General features: G+C 69.4%; 15 protein-coding genes. 8 read left to right on the top strand and 7 right to left on the bottom strand.

From position 1 onward, the window contains the following. Nucleotides 1-140: 140 nt before the first annotated feature. On the bottom strand, nt 141-1,361 hold the full coding sequence (gene glp, locus AB0J95_RS01950; protein WP_364750975.1) for a gephyrin-like molybdotransferase Glp: 1,221 nt from the start codon (nt 1,359-1,361) through the stop codon (nt 141-143). 89 nt (nt 1,362-1,450) lie between these two features. Here glp and AB0J95_RS01945 point away from each other — a divergent pair, with 89 nt between their 5' ends. From AB0J95_RS01945 to AB0J95_RS01930, 4 genes are all read left to right on the top strand, one after another. Then, nucleotides 1,451-2,083, top strand: coding sequence for an AIM24 family protein (locus tag AB0J95_RS01945; protein ID WP_364753405.1), 633 nt, complete (start codon nt 1,451-1,453; stop codon nt 2,081-2,083). A 58-nt stretch (nt 2,084-2,141) separates the two neighbouring features. Further along, nucleotides 2,142-3,380 carry a protein kinase gene (locus AB0J95_RS01940; RefSeq protein WP_364750973.1) on the top strand — a complete coding sequence of 413 codons (1,239 nt, stop codon included), beginning with the start codon at nt 2,142-2,144 and terminating at the stop codon, nt 3,378-3,380. A 203-nt stretch (nt 3,381-3,583) separates the two neighbouring features. Then, nucleotides 3,584-5,206 carry a chaperonin GroEL gene (groL, locus tag AB0J95_RS01935; RefSeq protein ID WP_364750970.1) on the top strand — a complete coding sequence of 541 codons (1,623 nt, stop codon included), beginning with the start codon at nt 3,584-3,586 and terminating at the stop codon, nt 5,204-5,206. Nucleotides 5,207-5,432: 226 nt separating this feature from the next. Next, the gene (locus AB0J95_RS01930) at nt 5,433-6,005 is read left to right on the top strand and encodes a nucleotidyltransferase family protein (protein WP_364750968.1); all 573 of its coding nucleotides are present in this window, start codon (nt 5,433-5,435) and stop codon (nt 6,003-6,005) included. Here AB0J95_RS01930 and AB0J95_RS01925 read toward each other — a convergent pair. Continuing rightward, nucleotides 6,002-6,319, bottom strand: coding sequence for a hypothetical protein (locus AB0J95_RS01925; protein ID WP_364750965.1), 318 nt, complete (start codon nt 6,317-6,319; stop codon nt 6,002-6,004). The genes AB0J95_RS01930 and AB0J95_RS01925 overlap by 4 nt on opposite strands. A gap of 135 nt (nt 6,320-6,454) precedes the next feature. On the opposite strand from AB0J95_RS01925, the gene AB0J95_RS01920 reads away from it, so the two are divergent. Continuing rightward, nucleotides 6,455-8,629 carry an AAA family ATPase gene (locus AB0J95_RS01920; RefSeq protein ID WP_364753402.1) on the top strand — a complete coding sequence of 725 codons (2,175 nt, stop codon included), beginning with the start codon at nt 6,455-6,457 and terminating at the stop codon, nt 8,627-8,629. A 137-nt stretch (nt 8,630-8,766) separates the two neighbouring features. Here AB0J95_RS01920 and AB0J95_RS01915 read toward each other — a convergent pair whose 3' ends face one another. From AB0J95_RS01915 to AB0J95_RS01895, 5 genes are all read right to left on the bottom strand, one after another. Continuing rightward, nucleotides 8,767-9,348 carry a hypothetical protein gene (locus AB0J95_RS01915; RefSeq protein WP_364750962.1) on the bottom strand — a complete coding sequence of 194 codons (582 nt, stop codon included), beginning with the start codon at nt 9,346-9,348 and terminating at the stop codon, nt 8,767-8,769. A gap of 82 nt (nt 9,349-9,430) precedes the next feature. After that, nucleotides 9,431-9,907 (bottom strand): carboxypeptidase regulatory-like domain-containing protein, encoded by a 477-nt coding sequence (locus AB0J95_RS01910; RefSeq protein WP_364750960.1) that lies wholly within the window; start codon nt 9,905-9,907, stop codon nt 9,431-9,433. Beyond that, on the bottom strand, nt 9,904-10,509 hold the full coding sequence (locus AB0J95_RS01905; protein WP_364750958.1) for a sigma-70 family RNA polymerase sigma factor: 606 nt from the start codon (nt 10,507-10,509) through the stop codon (nt 9,904-9,906). Before AB0J95_RS01905 ends, AB0J95_RS01910 begins: the two co-directional genes overlap by 4 nt. 523 nt (nt 10,510-11,032) lie before the next feature. Then, on the bottom strand, nt 11,033-12,082 hold the full coding sequence (locus tag AB0J95_RS01900) for a C1 family peptidase (RefSeq protein ID WP_364750955.1): 1,050 nt from the start codon (nt 12,080-12,082) through the stop codon (nt 11,033-11,035). 76 nt (nt 12,083-12,158) lie between these two features. Further along, entirely contained in the window at nt 12,159-12,365 is a 207-nt protein-coding gene (locus AB0J95_RS01895; RefSeq protein WP_364750952.1) for a PspC domain-containing protein, read from the bottom strand. A gap of 92 nt (nt 12,366-12,457) precedes the next feature. Here AB0J95_RS01895 and AB0J95_RS01890 point away from each other — a divergent pair, with 92 nt between their 5' ends. The 3 genes from AB0J95_RS01890 (at nt 12,458) to AB0J95_RS01880 (ending at nt 15,647) form a co-directional block, all read left to right on the top strand. Then, nucleotides 12,458-13,342 (top strand): MoxR family ATPase, encoded by an 885-nt coding sequence (locus AB0J95_RS01890; RefSeq protein ID WP_364750949.1) that lies wholly within the window; start codon nt 12,458-12,460, stop codon nt 13,340-13,342. A gap of 96 nt (nt 13,343-13,438) precedes the next feature. Next, the gene (locus tag AB0J95_RS01885; RefSeq protein ID WP_364750946.1) at nt 13,439-14,533 is read left to right on the top strand and encodes a VWA domain-containing protein; all 1,095 of its coding nucleotides are present in this window, start codon (nt 13,439-13,441) and stop codon (nt 14,531-14,533) included. After that, entirely contained in the window at nt 14,526-15,647 is a 1,122-nt protein-coding gene (locus tag AB0J95_RS01880; protein ID WP_364750943.1) for an XdhC/CoxI family protein, read from the top strand. The genes AB0J95_RS01885 and AB0J95_RS01880 overlap by 8 nt, the downstream gene beginning before the upstream one ends. The last annotated feature ends 61 nt before the right edge of the window (nt 15,648-15,708 follow it).

Below are 15,708 nucleotides of genomic sequence, written 5' to 3'. Positions count from 1 at the left end.
CCCGATTCCCCGCACACCGGTGCCGGTGCATCCCCCGACTGATGCACCGGCACCGATCGGTTTACCCACGTGAAATTCCCGCTACCTGCGATTCTATGACCAGGCAAAGGTGGGATCAATGGCTCTTTGTGTGCGGGCCGTCACGCAGTGAGCATGACCAGCTCGACCTCGTCACCCTCCGCCACCTCGGTGACGTCCTCGGGGATCTCGATCAGGCAGTTCGACTGGGCGAACGCGGCCAGCAGGTGCGACCCCGCGCCGCCGACCGGCACGGCCTGTACCGACCCCTCGTCGTAGTAGCCGCGACGGTACTGACGGCGACCCGCAGGAGACTTCATCGCCCCGGCCACCTGGGCCCGCAAGCGCTTGCGGTCGGCCTGTGGATGTCCAAGCGCGGCAAGCAAAGCGGGCCGGACGAAGATCTCGAACGAGAGCGCCGCGCTGACCGGGTTGCCGGGCAGCGTGAGCACCGGGATGCCCCGGTAGCGGCCGTAGCCCTGCGGCCCGCCGGGCTGCACCGCGACCCGTACGAACTCGACGCCCTCACCGCGCAGCGCGTCCTTCACGACCTCGTACGCGCCCGCGCTCACCCCGCCGGACGTGATGAGCAGATCGTGATCCCCGACATGTGGCGCGAGGGCGGCATGCAATGCATCAACGTCGTCCGGCACGAACCGCAGCGCGTGCGCGATCCCGCCGATCTCCTGCACGGCCGCGGCGATGTACGTGCTGTTCGACTCGTAGATCTGGCCGGGCGCGAGCGGCTCGCCGGCCGCGACCAACTCCGACCCGGTGGACAGGATCAGCACGCGCGGCCGTGGCCGGACCGGCAGCGTGGTGATGCCCAGCGCCGCCGCTAACGTCAGCTGCTGGGGACCCAGCACGGTGCCCTTGGCCAGCACGGTCGCGCCCTCGCCGACGTCCTCGCCGGTCCGCCGGATGTGCGTGCCGACGCCGACCGGGGCGAACACGCGCACCTGCTGCACGCCCGAGTCGGTCAGCTCCACCTGCACCACCGAGTCCGCGCCGGGCGGCAGCGGCGCGCCGGTCATGATCCGGTGCGCGGTGCCCGGCAGCAGCGGCACCACGTCCTGGCGGCCGGCCGGGATGTCCTCGGGAACGGGCAGGTCGACGGGCGTGTCCTCGCTCGCGCCGACCACGTCCACCGACCGCACGGCGTACCCGTCCATGGCGGAGTTGTCGAACGGCGGCAGCGAGACCGGCGCCGTCACGTCGTCGGTGAGCACCAGCCCGAGGCACTCGGCCACCGGGACTTGCCTGCTGGGCAGCTCACCCACGAGCGCGGCGACGGTCGCCCGGTAGTCCTCGACGCTGCGGAGTCTGGTCGCTGTGTTCGGCACGCATGCATCCTGCCTCGTCTGACCGGGTGATGACATATCGCATGGGACACTGCACCCGGCCGCACGAGTTGACGACGCCTGGGGGAACGTTGCAGGTCCGAACCCGTCACACACCGGCATTCGGGGTCGCCAGGCTGGTTCTGGCCCCCGGCGAGGTGGTCCAGGCCAACTACGAGGCGATGCTCGCGGCCAGCTTCGGCGTGCTCATCGACGTGCGGCCCAGGGGCGGCGGCCGGGTGCGCAGGAGCCAGCCGGCGACGTTCACCGCGCCCGCCGAGGGCGGCTGGGTGGACGTGGCGCCGTCGCTGCCCGGCGAGGTGTACACGCTGGAGCTGGAGGGCATGGCCGGCTGGTGCGTGGCCCGGGGCAACTGGCTGGCCGCGTCGAGCATGATCCGGATGGACCCGGCCTGGCCCGGGTTCCGGCCGATGTTCGGCACCGAACAGGGCTTCCTCGAGTACATCAACGGGCAGGGCTCCCTGGTGCTGACCTCGGTCGGAGCGCTGGATGTGGTGAACCTGGAGGCCGGGGCCGCGATCACCGTCTCGCCCGCTGGGCTGGTGGCGTACTCCGAAGGTGTGCAGACCCGGCTGCGGGCGGTCAACCAGTCCCTGCCGCAGTCCCTGCGAACGGGTGAAGGCCTGCTGATGGACGTGGCCGGGCCCGGCCAGGTGCTGACCCAGACCCGCAAGCCGTCGGTGATGGCCGCGGCGTTGGCTTAAGCACAGGTTCGGTGGAACCGGCGGCGCGGGCCGCGCGGCGAACGTTAGGCTGCGCTGCGTGTCGGAGGACCTCACCGGGCGTCGCCTCGGGCATTACCGCATCGACGGTGTGCTCGGCCGGGGTGGCATGAGCGTCATGTACAAGGCGACCGATGTCCGGCTGGGCCGGAAGGTCGCGCTCAAGGTCATCGGCGAGCACCTCGGTGAGGACGCGGAGTTCCGCGAACGGTTCGTCGACGAGGCCCGCAACACCTCGGCGATCGACCACGCCAACGTCGTGCCGCTGTACGACTTCGGTGAGGTCGACGGCCTGCTGTACATCGCCATGCGGCTGGTGGACGGCGCCGACATGGCCTCGTTGATCAAGGACGGCCCGCTGACCGTCGAGCGGACGTTGTCGCTGCTCGGGCAGGTCGCCGAGGCGCTGGACACACTGCACGACCGCGGCCTGGTGCACCTGGACGTCAAGCCGGCGAACGTGCTGGTGACCTCCCGGGAGACCTCCACCGAGCACGTCTATCTGGCGGATTTCGGCCTCACCCGCCGCGGCGCGACCGGGCACCGGACCCGCAGCGGCGACTTCCTCGGTTCGCCCACCTACGCGGCCCCCGAGCACCTGCGCGGCGAGCCGGTGGACGCGCGGACCGACGCGTACTCGCTGGCGTGCGTGCTGTTCGCGTGCCTGACCGGGCGCCCGCCGTTCCAGGGCAAGGTGCCCGAGGTCATCCAGGGCCACCTGAACCTCGACCCGCCCGCGGTCACCGGCCTGGTGGCGCTGCCCGGCGGGATCGACGAGGTGATCCGGCGCGGCATGGCCAAGGACCCCAAGGTCCGGTACGCCACCTGCAAGGAGCTGGTCGCCGCCGCGCGGCAGGCGTTGTCCCAGGCGCCCCGCCAGGAGACGCCCCGGCCGGCGCCGGTGGCGTACGCGCAGCAGCACCCCCAGCAGCGTCCGATGGTCCCGCCGCCGTCCGGTCCCGGCGAGTTCCACCGGGTGCGGCCGCCGGTCCCGGTCGGGTCGAGCGCGTTCACCGCGGAGAAGACAAGCACGTCGGCAGGCAAGCGCTGGCTGGTGCCGGTGATCGTCGGCGTGCTCGCCATCGCCGTGATCGTCGTGGTGATCCTGGTGTTCGCCAACGGCGGCGGCAACGACCCCGGCCAGTCGCCCAGCACGCCGAACCCGGGGATCTCGGTCGAGCCGCGCACCGGCGGCTCCGGGTCCTCGGGGTCCGCACCACACTCGACGACCTCGCACAAGACCCTGCCGTCCAACTTGACCGGTCTGCCAACCGGCTGACCTGCGTTTCTTGCACTCGCCGGGGTCGAGTGCTAAACACGTGTTAGCACTCACTAGAGTGGAGTGCTAGGTCGGGACGGTGAGATCCGGTTACCTCCTGGTCGTCCGTCGCGGGCACCGCACCTGGCTGAGCACAGTGTTCCGCTGTGAGGCATGGCCTCATGGCGCCAAAACGTAGATAAGCAGGCGGAGGACACACCGCAATGGCCAAACTGATCGCGTTTGACGAGGACGCGCGCCGCGGACTCGAGCGCGGCCTGAACACCCTCGCCGACGCCGTCAAGGTGACGCTCGGTCCGAGGGGCCGGAACGTCGTGCTCGAGAAGAAGTGGGGCGCGCCGACCATCACCAACGACGGCGTCTCCATCGCCAAGGAGATCGAGCTCGAGGACCCGTGGGAGAAGATCGGGGCCGAGCTCGTCAAAGAGGTCGCCAAGAAGACCGATGACGTAGCCGGCGACGGCACCACCACCGCCACCGTGCTCGCCCAGGCGCTCGTTCGCGAGGGCCTGCGCAACGTGGCCGCCGGTGCCGACCCGCTGTCGCTCAAGCGCGGCATCGAGCAGGCCGTCGAGGCCGTCACCGAGCAGCTGCACAAGGTCGCCAAGGAGATCGAGACCAAGGAGCAGATCGCTGCCACGGCCTCCATCTCCGCCGCCGACACCACGATCGGCGAGCTGATCGCCGAGGCGCTGGACAAGGTCGGCAAGGAAGGCGTCATCACCGTCGAGGAGTCGAACACCCTCGGGCTCGAGCTGGAGCTCACCGAAGGTATGCGCTTCGACAAGGGCTTCATCTCCGGTTACTTCGTGACCGACCCCGAGCGTCAGGAAGCGGTCCTCGAGGACCCGTACATCCTGCTGTTCGGTTCGAAGATCTCGTCGGTCAAGGACCTGCTCCCGCTGCTGGAGAAGGTCATGCAGGCCGGCAAGCCGCTGCTGATCATCGCCGAGGACGTCGAGGGCGAGGCCCTGGCGACCCTGGTCGTGAACAAGATCCGCGGCACCTTCAAGTCCGTCGCCGTGAAGGCCCCTGGCTTCGGTGACCGCCGCAAGGCGATGCTGCAGGACATGGCCACCCTCACCGGCGGCCAGGTCATCAGCGAGGACGTGGGCCTCAAGCTGGACAACGCCGACATCACGCTGCTGGGCAAGGCCCGCAAGGTCGTCGTGACCAAGGACGAGACCACCATCGTCGAGGGTGCCGGCGACGCCGAGCAGATCCAGGGCCGGGTCAACCAGATCCGCGCCGAGATCGAGAAGAGCGACTCGGACTACGACCGCGAGAAGCTGCAGGAGCGCCTGGCCAAGCTGGCCGGCGGTGTCGCGGTGATCAAGGCGGGCGCGGCCACCGAGGTCGAGCTCAAGGAGCGCAAGCACCGCATCGAGGACGCCGTGCGCAACGCCAAGGCCGCCGTCGAGGAGGGCATCGTCGCTGGTGGTGGCGTGGCCCTGCTGCAGGCCGCCGAGGAGGCCTTCGCGGGCCTGAAGCTGTCGGGCGACGAGGCCACTGGTGCCAACATCGTCCGCGTCGCCGTCGAGGCGCCGCTGAAGCAGATCGCCGTGAACGCCGGCCTCGAGGGCGGCGTCGTGGTCGAGCGCGTCAAGGGCCTCAAGGAAGGCGAGGGCCTGGACGCGGCCACCGGTCAGTACCGCAACCTGATCGAGGCCGGCATCATCGACCCCGCCAAGGTGACCCGCTCCGCGCTGCAGAACGCGGCCTCCATCGCCGCGCTGTTCCTGACCACCGAAGCCGTCGTGGCGGACAAGCCGGAGAAGACCCCGGCCGCCCCGGCCGGCCCGGAGGCGGGCGGCATGGACTTCTGAGTCCAGCCCCTCTCCAGACACACCGCAGCCCCAAGGTTCGCCTTGGGGCTGCGGTGTTTTTTGTCTTGTCGTTGCGGGGGCTCGGGGCGCTTGCAGGTCCATGTTGGGGCTCCGCCTTAGGTTCGCGCCCGATGGTGGCTGCCTCTGGACCTGCCGCGCTGGAGAGCGACAGAGCCGCCGCCACCCATGTCAAACCGAACCGCGCCCCAGCCCCTAGCGTTGCGGGATGAGCGATGTGCGTGGGCTGGTGGATGTGTTGGGGCGTAATGAGGTTTTCATGGGGGTTGTGGCTGGGGCGGAAGGGCTTGGGTTGCCGCAGTGGTATCTGACGGCGGGGTGTGTTGTGCAGACGGTGTGGAACCACGTCACTGGTCGTCCGTTGACGTATGGGATCAAGGACTATGACCTGTTCTACTTCGACGCGGCGGATCTCGGCTGGGCGGCCGAGGATGCGGTGATCCGGGTGGGCGCTGAGGTTTTCGGGGCGGTGCCGGTGGAGATCCGCAACGAGGCCCGCGTTCACCTCTGGTACGAGGAGCGTTTCGGCGTGCCTTGCCCGCCCTATACCTCGACCGAGAATGCGATTGATTCCTTTGCCGCCACAACGTGTTGTGTAGGTGTTCGGGCCGAGCGGGGGCAGTGGCGGGTTTATGCCCCGCATGGGCTCGATGATGTCTTCAACCTGGTGATCCGGCCGAATCCGGTGCTGGCGCCGGAGAGTGTCTACGCGGCGAAAACCAAGCGGTGGCTGGAATTCTGGCCCGAACTGACGGTCCTGCCATGGCCCGGCAAAGACTAGACCGCGGCGGCGAACATCACGATCGCGGTGACCAACGCGCCCAGCACCAGCACCCCGCAGCCGAGGCCGAGGATCTTGCCCGGGCCGTGCACGCGCACGGTGACCCATGAAGCCCCGACGGCCGCGACGATCGGCACCAGCGCGCACAGGATCAGCACGATCGTGGACGGGCGGGTGGGGCGCTGGAGGAAGGCCGCCAGGATCTCGGTGGCGAAGAACGCCGTGAAGGCCCCGATTGTGGCCAGCGCGAAGGCGCACAGCAACACGATCAGGCGGGCGGGGCCGGAGTTCGGCGAAGGACCTTCGTCATCCATGGGAGAAAATGCTATATTCGACGATCGTACAGACACGACAAAGACGACCAGCAATTGCGCTACTAGCGTGGATTTTAGCGAAAGGAAAGCCGGTTGTCAAGCGAGGAAATCGATCGCGAACAGCGGGTCGTGACGATGCTCTATGGCCGGCTGGACGATCTGCGGGCCGGCTCCGCCGAGCGACTGGCCAGGGTGCTGCGCGAAACCGGCGGAACGCCGCAGGCCAGGACCGAGCGCGATGCGTCGACGGCGATGTACACCGAACAGCTGGCGCAGTACAGCGCGGTGGAGAACGGCCTGGTTTTCGGCCGCCTCGATTTCCAGGACGAAACCGCGCAGCACATCGGCCGTATCGGCATTTTCGATGAAGAACACGATTATGAGCCGTTGTTGATGGACTGGCGCGCGCCCGCCGCGCGCCCGTTCTATCTCGCCACCGCGGCCTCGCCCGACGGGGTGAAAAGGCGCAGGCATATCCGGACGAGTATGCGCAAGGTCACCGCGGTCGACGACGAGGTGCTCGATCTTGACGAGGCCGACACCGCGCGGCACGAGGGCCTGACCGGCGAGGCCGCGCTGCTGGCCGCGGTCAACGCGAGCCGCACCGGCCGGATGAACGACATCGTCCAGACCATCCAGGCCGAGCAGGACCGGATCATCCGCTCGGGACTCAACGGAGTCCTTGTCGTGCAAGGAGGTCCGGGCACCGGCAAGACCGCGGTCGCGCTGCACCGGGCCGCCTACCTGCTCTACACCTACCGCGCCCAGCTCGCCCGCCGCGGTGTGCTGGTGGTCGGGCCGAACAACACGTTCCTGCGCTACATCGGCCAGGTCCTGCCGTCGCTGGGCGAGACCGGTGTCCTGCTGTCCACTGTGGGTGAACTGTTCCCCGGTGTCGTCCCCGACCGCACGGAACCCGTTGCGGTGGCGGAGATCAAGGGCCGGATCGCGATGACCGACGTGATCGCCGCGGCGGTGCGCGACCGCCAGCGCGTGCCTGAGGACTACATCGAGATCCCGTTCGAACGCGAGATCCTCAAGCTGGACCGGCAGACCTGCGTCCAGGCACGCACCAAGGCCCGCCGGTCGCGGCGGGTGCACAACAAGGCCCAGCCGTTGTTCGCGCCGATCATCATCGACGCGCTGGCCGCCCAGTACGCCGAGCGGATCGGCGCGGACCCGTTGGGCGGCCGCAATCTGCTCGACCCGGGCGACCTGGAGGACATCAAAGAGGAGCTGCGCCAGGACGACAACGTCCAGGCCGCGCTGGACTGGTTGTGGCCCAAGGTGACCCCGGTCGAGCTGCTCGAGGAACTCTTCGAGTCAGAGGAACGGCTGAAGACCGCGGCGCCCAAGCTGTCGCAGCACGAGCGCGACCTGCTGCTGCGCGAACCCGGCGGCTGGACCCCGGCGGACGCGGCCCTGCTCGACGAGGCCGCCGAACTGCTCGGCGTCGACGACACCCAGTCCAGGAAGGCCGAGGCCGCGCAACGCCAGGCGGAGATCGACTACGCCAGCGGCGTGCTGGACATCCTTGATGTCGACGAGGAGCTCGTCGACCCGGAACTGTTGCTGGCCAACGACTTGATCGACGCGGGCCGGCTGGCCGGGCGCCAGGAGGAGACCGACTACCGGACCGCGGCCGAACGTGCCGCGGTGGACCGGGAATGGACGTTCGGACACGTGATCGTCGATGAGGCGCAGGAGCTTTCGGCGATGGCCTGGCGGATGATCATGCGCCGCTGCCCGAGCCGGTCCATGACGCTCGTCGGCGACGTGGCGCAGACCGGTGACCCGGCGGGCACGACATCCTGGGACACCGTGCTGGCGCCGTACGTGGAAGACCGTTGGCGGATGGAGCATCTGACGGTCAACTACCGCACCCCGTCGGAGATCATGGCGGTCGCCGCGGACGTGCTAGGCCCGGACCTGGACGCGCCGAAATCCGTGCGGGACTCCGGAATCGAGCCGTGGCACGCCCGCGTGCCGGACATCGAGGCGCGGCTGGACGAGATCATCGCCAAGGAGGTCGCGGCGATCGGCGACGGCCGCCTCGGCGTGATCGTGCCGGCCGGGTTCCCGCGCACCCAGCTCGACCTGGACAGCCAGGTGTCGATTCTGACGGTGTGGCAGGCGAAAGGCCTGGAGTTCGACTCGGTGCTGGTGGTCGACCCGGCCCGGATCCTGGCCGAATCGCCCAGGGGCACCAACGATCTCTACGTCGCCCTGACCCGCGCCACCCAGCGCCTCGGCGTGGTCCACCCCGGCGACCTCCCGCGGAACCTGTCCAGGCTGGTGGAGGTGGCCTGACCGCCGGGCGAAAGTGGAACTCGGGGTCGACGAACGGGGGACACGGGGTCGACGAACGGGGGACACACCCCGGAGGAACGGGGGACACGGCCCGGAGGAACGGGGGACACGCGGGGGAGGAACGGGGGACACGCGGGTTAGTCGACTCGGGTGTGGGTCATCAGGTCGGCGAAGGCCACGTCGAGGGGGATGCTCCAGGACGTGGCCGCGGCCGACAGGTAGATGAAGTACTCGGCGCCGCCTTCGCGCCAGGCCAGGACCCGGATGCGGCGGTCGCGCAGCTGGAACTCCCACAGCACGGCCGAAGCCGACCGGTAGGTCAGCTGTTCCAGTTGCAGCCGTTGGTAGTCACGCCGGTACGCCTTCTCCTCGGCGAGCCGCATCGACATCAGGTCCGCATGCCCGGCGCGGCGGCCGCCGAGCCGGAAGAACGTGCCCGGCGCGTCCGACCGCGACGCCTGAACGAACTGCGCCGCCGACGAAGTGGGTTCCCAACCGCTCGGCAGCACGCAGTGGATCCCTTGCGGCCCACCGATCTCCTCGGGCGCTGGGCGGGGCGCGCGAGGCGGCGGGTCGAACTGGAGACCCTCACTGGGTTGCGGCGGGCTGGGCTCGGCTACCGTTGGCGCGTCAGGAGTTGCCTGGATCAGGACGACCGAGGCGAGCAGGCCGCAGCCGAGCGCGACCGCCGCGATGAGCCTGCCCGACCGGTTCGCCACGATGCCGTGTCCCTCGTGAGTAGCTTCCGTTCCAGTATTGAGTAGAAGTACTCACGAGGCGACGCAGGCGAACCGCTAGGCTTTACAGCAGAACGGTAGGAGTGACAACGGTTCGGGCCGGCGGGCCGTCCAGCTGGATGATGATCTGCGTGGTGCCGCGCGGGACGGCGTCCAGCACGAAGCGGCCACCCTCGTCGGACGTGGTCGCGGTCGAGCCGAACTCGGCCACGCGGACCTCGACCGCGTGCTCGCCGGCGGGCACCAGCCAGCCGTCGATGCGGTTGTTCTCGCCGATCCGGGTGAGGTTGATCATCACGGTCAGGTCGCTCACGGTGAACGTGATGGTGCCCTGGTCGCCGCCGCGCACCCCCGCGAGGGAGTCGGCGTGTTCCCAGCGCGCGACCTCGACGTCGAGGTCCTCCAGCGCGATGGCGAACTGGATGCGCTCGACCAGGCCGGGCGGCGGGCCGTCGAACTCGTCGATCATCCGGTCGAGCTCGGCCAGCAATGCCTCGTCGTCGGGATGCGCCTGGCCTCCTGACGGTTCCGTCTTCGTCATCCGCCGCCCCCTTCGGTGTCCAAGAGCTCCCTCAGCGTGTTGAGGCAGCGACCCCTGGTGGGACCGATGCTGCCACGCGGCATGTGCATCGCCTCGGCCACCAGGCGATATTCGGTGCGGCCGGCCAGCACGGTCAGCCTGAGCAGTTCCTGGCAGCGCTCGGGCAGGCCGGCGAAGGCCTTCCACAGCCGGTCGTCGCGGTCGGCCCGCAGCGCCTCGTCCTCGGGCTGCGGGTGGTTGCTCGGCAGGGTCTCGGCCATCTCGTCGGTCAGCGGCAGCTGGGCGGTGCCCTTGGTGCGCACGCGCTGGGCCTCGCGGCGGGTGGTGGTGATCAGCCAGCTGGCCAGCGCCCTCGGCTCGGTGAGGGAGTCCATGTGGCTGAACAACGCCAGCCAGACCGTCTGCACCACGTCCTCGGCGGCGGTCTTGTTCAGCCCGTTGCCCCGGGCCACGTGCCAGACCAGCGGAGTCAGGTCCTCGACCAGCGTCGCCAGGGCACGGCGGTTCCCGGTTCTGGCCGCATGCAGGCACATCGCATACCGCTCAGAGCCGTGCAGGCCCTCCCACGGAGGATCAGCTTCCGCGGTTCGAACGTCGGTCACCACTGCCACCCCATCCCGGGTGTCGTCCATCAGCTGGCGACGGAAGTATCGCGACCATCGTGAAGTACATGAACGGCGAGAGCCCCTCTGGATACATAACTCACTCGAATGGCCTAGCCAGGATGGTCTCATGACCGGAAGTGGACTGAGCGTGATCGCGGCGGTCATGACAAGTCGCTCACTTGGGGGTTGCGGTGAAATGAACGGGCGGCAGTCGTCGCCCTCAGCTCGCGCCGGCCGGCTGCGTGTCGATCTTCAGCCGGCCGGCGGTGCCCCCCACCCCCCGGTGCCCCCGTGTTCCCCTCGGCAAACTCGTCGGCCGGCAGCACAACAGTGCCCGTGTACCGCGGCTTCTCCGTCGCCATCTGGCTCGTTCCCTTCGGTCGGGGGTGGTGGCCGGCAACCCCCCTCGTGCTGCCGGCCACCACCCCCGTCTTGTGCGGCCCCCCTCGGCCGGACTGTGGTGGTGTTCTCGCTGTTCGGTCTTATCCAGGTCTTCGGACCACCCGGGGCCGGAGATTGTTCATTCGGCCACCCGCACTGTTGACAACTCATCGCCATTGACGAACGGCGTCACCGGGCGGCCGGTGGCCTGCGCGCGGGTGAGCACGTCCAGCTTGTGCGGGCCGCCGGACAGGTGCGTCCAGCCGAGGTGCTCCAGGTAGGCCCAGCCGTTGGCGTCGTTGGCGGTGGCGAACAGGCGCAGCGCCCGCTGGGCGGGCAGCCAGGCGCGCAGGTAGACCGAGGTGCAGCCGAGCACGCTCGGCCGTCCGCCGGGGTAGGCCTCGATGTGGCACTCGCCGTACGCGATGCGGGCGAACCCGCCCTCGCCCCAGTCGGTGCCCCACGAGTTCTTGATGATCCAGGAGTCCTCGTCCCAGCCGATCAGGCTCACGCACTGGCTGCCGAGGACGTCCGTCGTGGCCCGGTAGACGCCTTGGCCGTGGGCCGGGAAGTCCTCGTGAACGATGAGGCGGGCGGCGAGCGCACCGTAGGAGAACAGGTGCTGCTTGATGGCGGCCGGGTCGCCGGTCAGGTCGGTGACGCCGACGGCCTTGGCCATCCGGTTGGGCCAGTCCGGGTTGGGTGCCCCGGATTCCCGGTCGGCGTAAGGGAAGTAGTCCTCGAACGTGACGCCTTCGGAGGCCACGTGGTCGAACAGTTCCTCGACCGGGGCGTGCGCGTTGCCCTGCAAGAGGTGCGCTTCGGACAGGTCGAGGGTCAGGCTGGGCACACCGCGGGTGTACGCGGCGGTGGTCTCCAGGGCGGCGAGCACGGCGAACGCGGCGCCCGTGTCGGCGTCACCCTGGTCCCGCACGGCGGTGACGAAGTCGCGGCCGTTGACGTCGCGGAGGTCGAACCGCGCCGGCAGGGTTGCTGCCGGCGCGGTTGCGGCGACCACCGTACGGCCCGAGGCCCCCCGTGCCTCGGCGGCCATCCGCTGGGACTGGCCGGCCCGCGCCGCGACCTCCTCCATCCGCGGCGCGGGCCCGCTCACCCGGACCCGCCCAGACCCGTCCGCAGCCATCGAGACGCGCTCCCCCGCGGTCTCCGGCTCGTGCGGTCGGCTCATCGTTTCCTCCAGGCTGAACGGGTCTTCGCTGTCACAAGAGCGCAGACCCGGCGCCTGGATACATCCGCCCGCGAAATTAGTCTTCGGGCATCACGATCCAGCAGATCAGGTACAGGATGGCGCCGGTGCCGAAGCCGAGGATGGTGGCACCGACCAGCAGGATCCGCAGCAGGGCCGCGTCCACGCCGAGCATCTGTGCCCACCCGCCGCACACCCCGGCCACCATCCGGTCGGTGCGGCTGCGCCGGAGCTTGCGAACCTGGGTGTTGTCGCTGTTCATCATGGCTACAAGGGTGCGGATTGCGAGGTCTGGATACATCAGGGGCGGGCCCTGGCGTACCCCGGAATCACCGACCCTGACTTACGCTCGTGACCATGGACTGGAAGTCGGTGCCGACCCCACAGGAACTGGCGGCGGAGTTGGACGCGGTGGGGTACCTGGCCGACACCGGGGTGGCGACGGCGGCGTACCTGGCGCTGCGGATGCGCAGGCCTCTGTTCTGCGAAGGCGAACCGGGCACGGGGAAGACCTCCCTGGCGACATCCCTGGCCCAGGCCCTCGGGGTTCCCCTGATCCGCCTGCAGTGCCACGAGGGTCTGGACGCGAGCCAGGCGCTCTACGACTGGGACTTCCCGCGGCAACTGCTGCACCTCCGGGCGCTGGAGGCGGCCTCCGGCGGTGCGTTGGACGTCGACGCGGCGGAGCAGTCGCTGTACACCGAGCGGTTCCTGCTGGCCCGCCCCCTGCTGCGCGCCCTTCGGGAAGCCCCCTGCGTACTGCTCGTCGACGAGATCGACCGGGCGGACGACGAGTTCGAGGCGTTCCTGCTGGAGGTACTGGGGGAGAACGCCGTGACCGTGCCCGAACTGGGCGAGGTCCGTGCCTCCGTCGCCCCGCTCGTCGTGTTGACCTCCAACCGCACGCGCGAGGTCCACGACGCCCTGAAGCGCCGCTGCCTCTACCACTGGCTCGAGCACCCCGACCTCACCCGCGAGATCCAGATCCTGCGCCGCCGCCTCCCCACCATCAGCGAGCGCCTTGCCCACCAGGTCGCCAATGCCGTGCGCCGCCTGCGGACCGCCGAGTTGCTGAAGCCACCCGGGGTCGCGGAGACCATCGACTGGGCCGAGGCTCTGCTGGCGCTGGGGCGTACCGAGCTGGATGCCGAGTCCGCCGCGGTCACTTTGGGCGCGGTGTTGAAGTACCGCGAGGACGCCGACCGCGTGCGGGTGGACCTGGACGCGCTGCTGGCCGGCTGAGGTCGTAGACCCCGGACCTATGTGGGGATTGGCTGAGATGTGACGGGGTTGGGGTGGGATTCGCTTGGTGGGGTGATCGTGGCGCACAATCCGGAGGTGGATCCGGTACCGGGGCTGGTGGGGTTCGCGGCGGCGCTGCGGGCTGCGGGGCTGGCGTGCGAGCCGGAGCGGGTCCAGGCGTATCTGCAGGCGGTGGGGCATGTGGATGTGTCCGTGCCCGACGAGTTGTACTGGGCGGGGCGGCTCACGTTGTGCGGCGAGCCCGATGACCTGCCCCGCTACGACGACGCCTTCGCCGCCTGGTTCACCAACCGCCCGGTGCGCAAGGCGAAGACGGACAACCAGGCCCGCCCCAAGGTGAGCATGATCGCCGCGATGACGCCCGCTCCCCAGGCGAACGGCGAAGGCGAGGACGCCGACCAGCTGGGTGTCGCCGCCAGCGACACGGAAGTCCTGCGCCGTAGGGATATCAGCGATCTCACGCCCGCGGAACGAGCACACTTGAGGCAGCTCATGGAGTTGCTCAAGCCGGACCCGCCGACCAGAGCCGCGCTCAGGAAGCGGAAGCACCGCAGAGGCGAGCTCGACCCCCGCGCGACGATGCGGGAGATGCGCACGGCGGGTGGCGAACCCATCCGGCTCAAGTACCGAAGGAAGGGAAAGCGCCCCCGGCGGGTTGTACTTCTCGTGGATGTATCCGGCTCGATGAGCCCGTACGCGGACTCGCTGCTGCGGTTCGCGCACGCGGTGGCCCGCCGGATGCCCGCGGAGGTGTTCACGCTCGGCACACGGCTGACCAGGATCTCGCGGCAGCTCAGGCAGCGCGACCCGGAGCGAGCACTCAACGCGGCCGCCAGGGCCGTACCGGACTTCGCGGGCGGGACCAGGCTCGGCGACACGCTGAAGGCGTTCCTGGACCGGTGGGGTCAGCGTGGGGTGGCGCGGCAAGCGGTTGTCGTTCTGTTCTCGGATGGGTGGGAACGGGGTGACCCGGGGTTGCTCGGGGAGCAAATGGCGCGGCTGCGGCGTTTGGCTCACAAGATCCTGTGGGTCAACCCACACGCGGGACGTGCGGGCTATCAACCCGTGCAGTCAGGGATTGTCGTGGCGCAGCGGCATGTGCAGAAGCTGCTGGCCGGGCACAGCATGGAGACACTCGAGGAGCTGCTAGTGGAGGTGCGCCGTGCGTGACGTGCTCGATGAGCTGGTCAAACGCTACGACGCCGGTGAGAAGGTGGGGCTGGCGACGGTCGTCGCGACGTTCAGCTCGGCCCCGCGATCGCCGGGCGCGGCCATGATGGTGACCGAGACCGACGAGGTGTTCGGCAGCGTGTCCGGTGGATGCGTGGAAGGCGCCGTGTACGACCTGGGCCAGACGGTGATCCAGGACGGCCGGCCGGTGTTGCAGCGTTACGGCGTGAGCGACGACGACGCCTTCGCGGTCGGCCTGACCTGCGGCGGGATCCTCGACGTGTACGTGGAGTCGGTCAGCCAGGAGAGTTTCCCCGAGTTCGGCGAGCTCGCCGACGCGATCCGGCACGAACAAGCCGTCGCGTTGGCCACGATCGTGGAACACCCGGATGCGGACCGCATCGGTCAGCGCCTGGTGGTGTGGCCCGATCGGGTGATCGGCGACCTGGGATCCGCCCGGGTGAATGACGCGGTGGCCGATGACGCGCGCGGAATGCTCGCGACCGGCCGCACCGGGACCATGCACTACGGACCGGAAGGCCAGCGCCGCGGCGAAGGCATGGCGGTGTTCGTCGCCTCCTTCGAACCGCCGCCGCGCATGCTCGTGTTCGGCGCGATCGACTTCGCCTCCGCGATGGCGCGCCTGGGCAGCTACCTCGGCTACCGCGTGACGGTCTGCGACGCGCGGCCGGTGTTCGCCACCAAGAGCCGGTTCCCGGAGGCCGACGAGGTCATCGTCGACTGGCCGCACCGGTACCTGAGCGCGGAGGCCGAAGCGGGCCGGGTCGATGCACGGACCGTGGTCGCCGTTCTCACCCACGACCCCAAGTTCGACGTCCCGGTGCTCCAGGTCGCGCTGCGGCTGAACCTCGGCTACGTCGGCGCGATGGGCTCCAGGCGGACCCACGAAGATCGGCTGGACCGGTTGCGCGAGGCCGGGATGACCGAGGCCGAACTGTCCACATTGTCCTCACCGATCGGTTTGGACCTCGGTGCCCGGACTCCGGAGGAGACCGCGGTGTCGATCGCCGCGGAGATCATCTCGCTGCGCTGGGGCGGCCGCGGCGACCGGTTGATGACCACCGCCGGGCCGATCCATCCGGAGATCCACTGACTGCCTCAATTTGAGACATTGGGCCGCAGGTGCGGAACGATTCTGTCGATAGTTCCGCACC

Origin of the sequence: Actinocrispum sp. NPDC049592 (genome assembly GCF_040675465.1) — a bacterium.
Taxonomy (GTDB): Bacteria; Actinomycetota; Actinomycetes; order Mycobacteriales; family Pseudonocardiaceae; genus Kibdelosporangium.
Note: the sequence above shows the minus strand (reverse complement) of the source record. Positions and strands in the feature narration are given on the sequence as shown.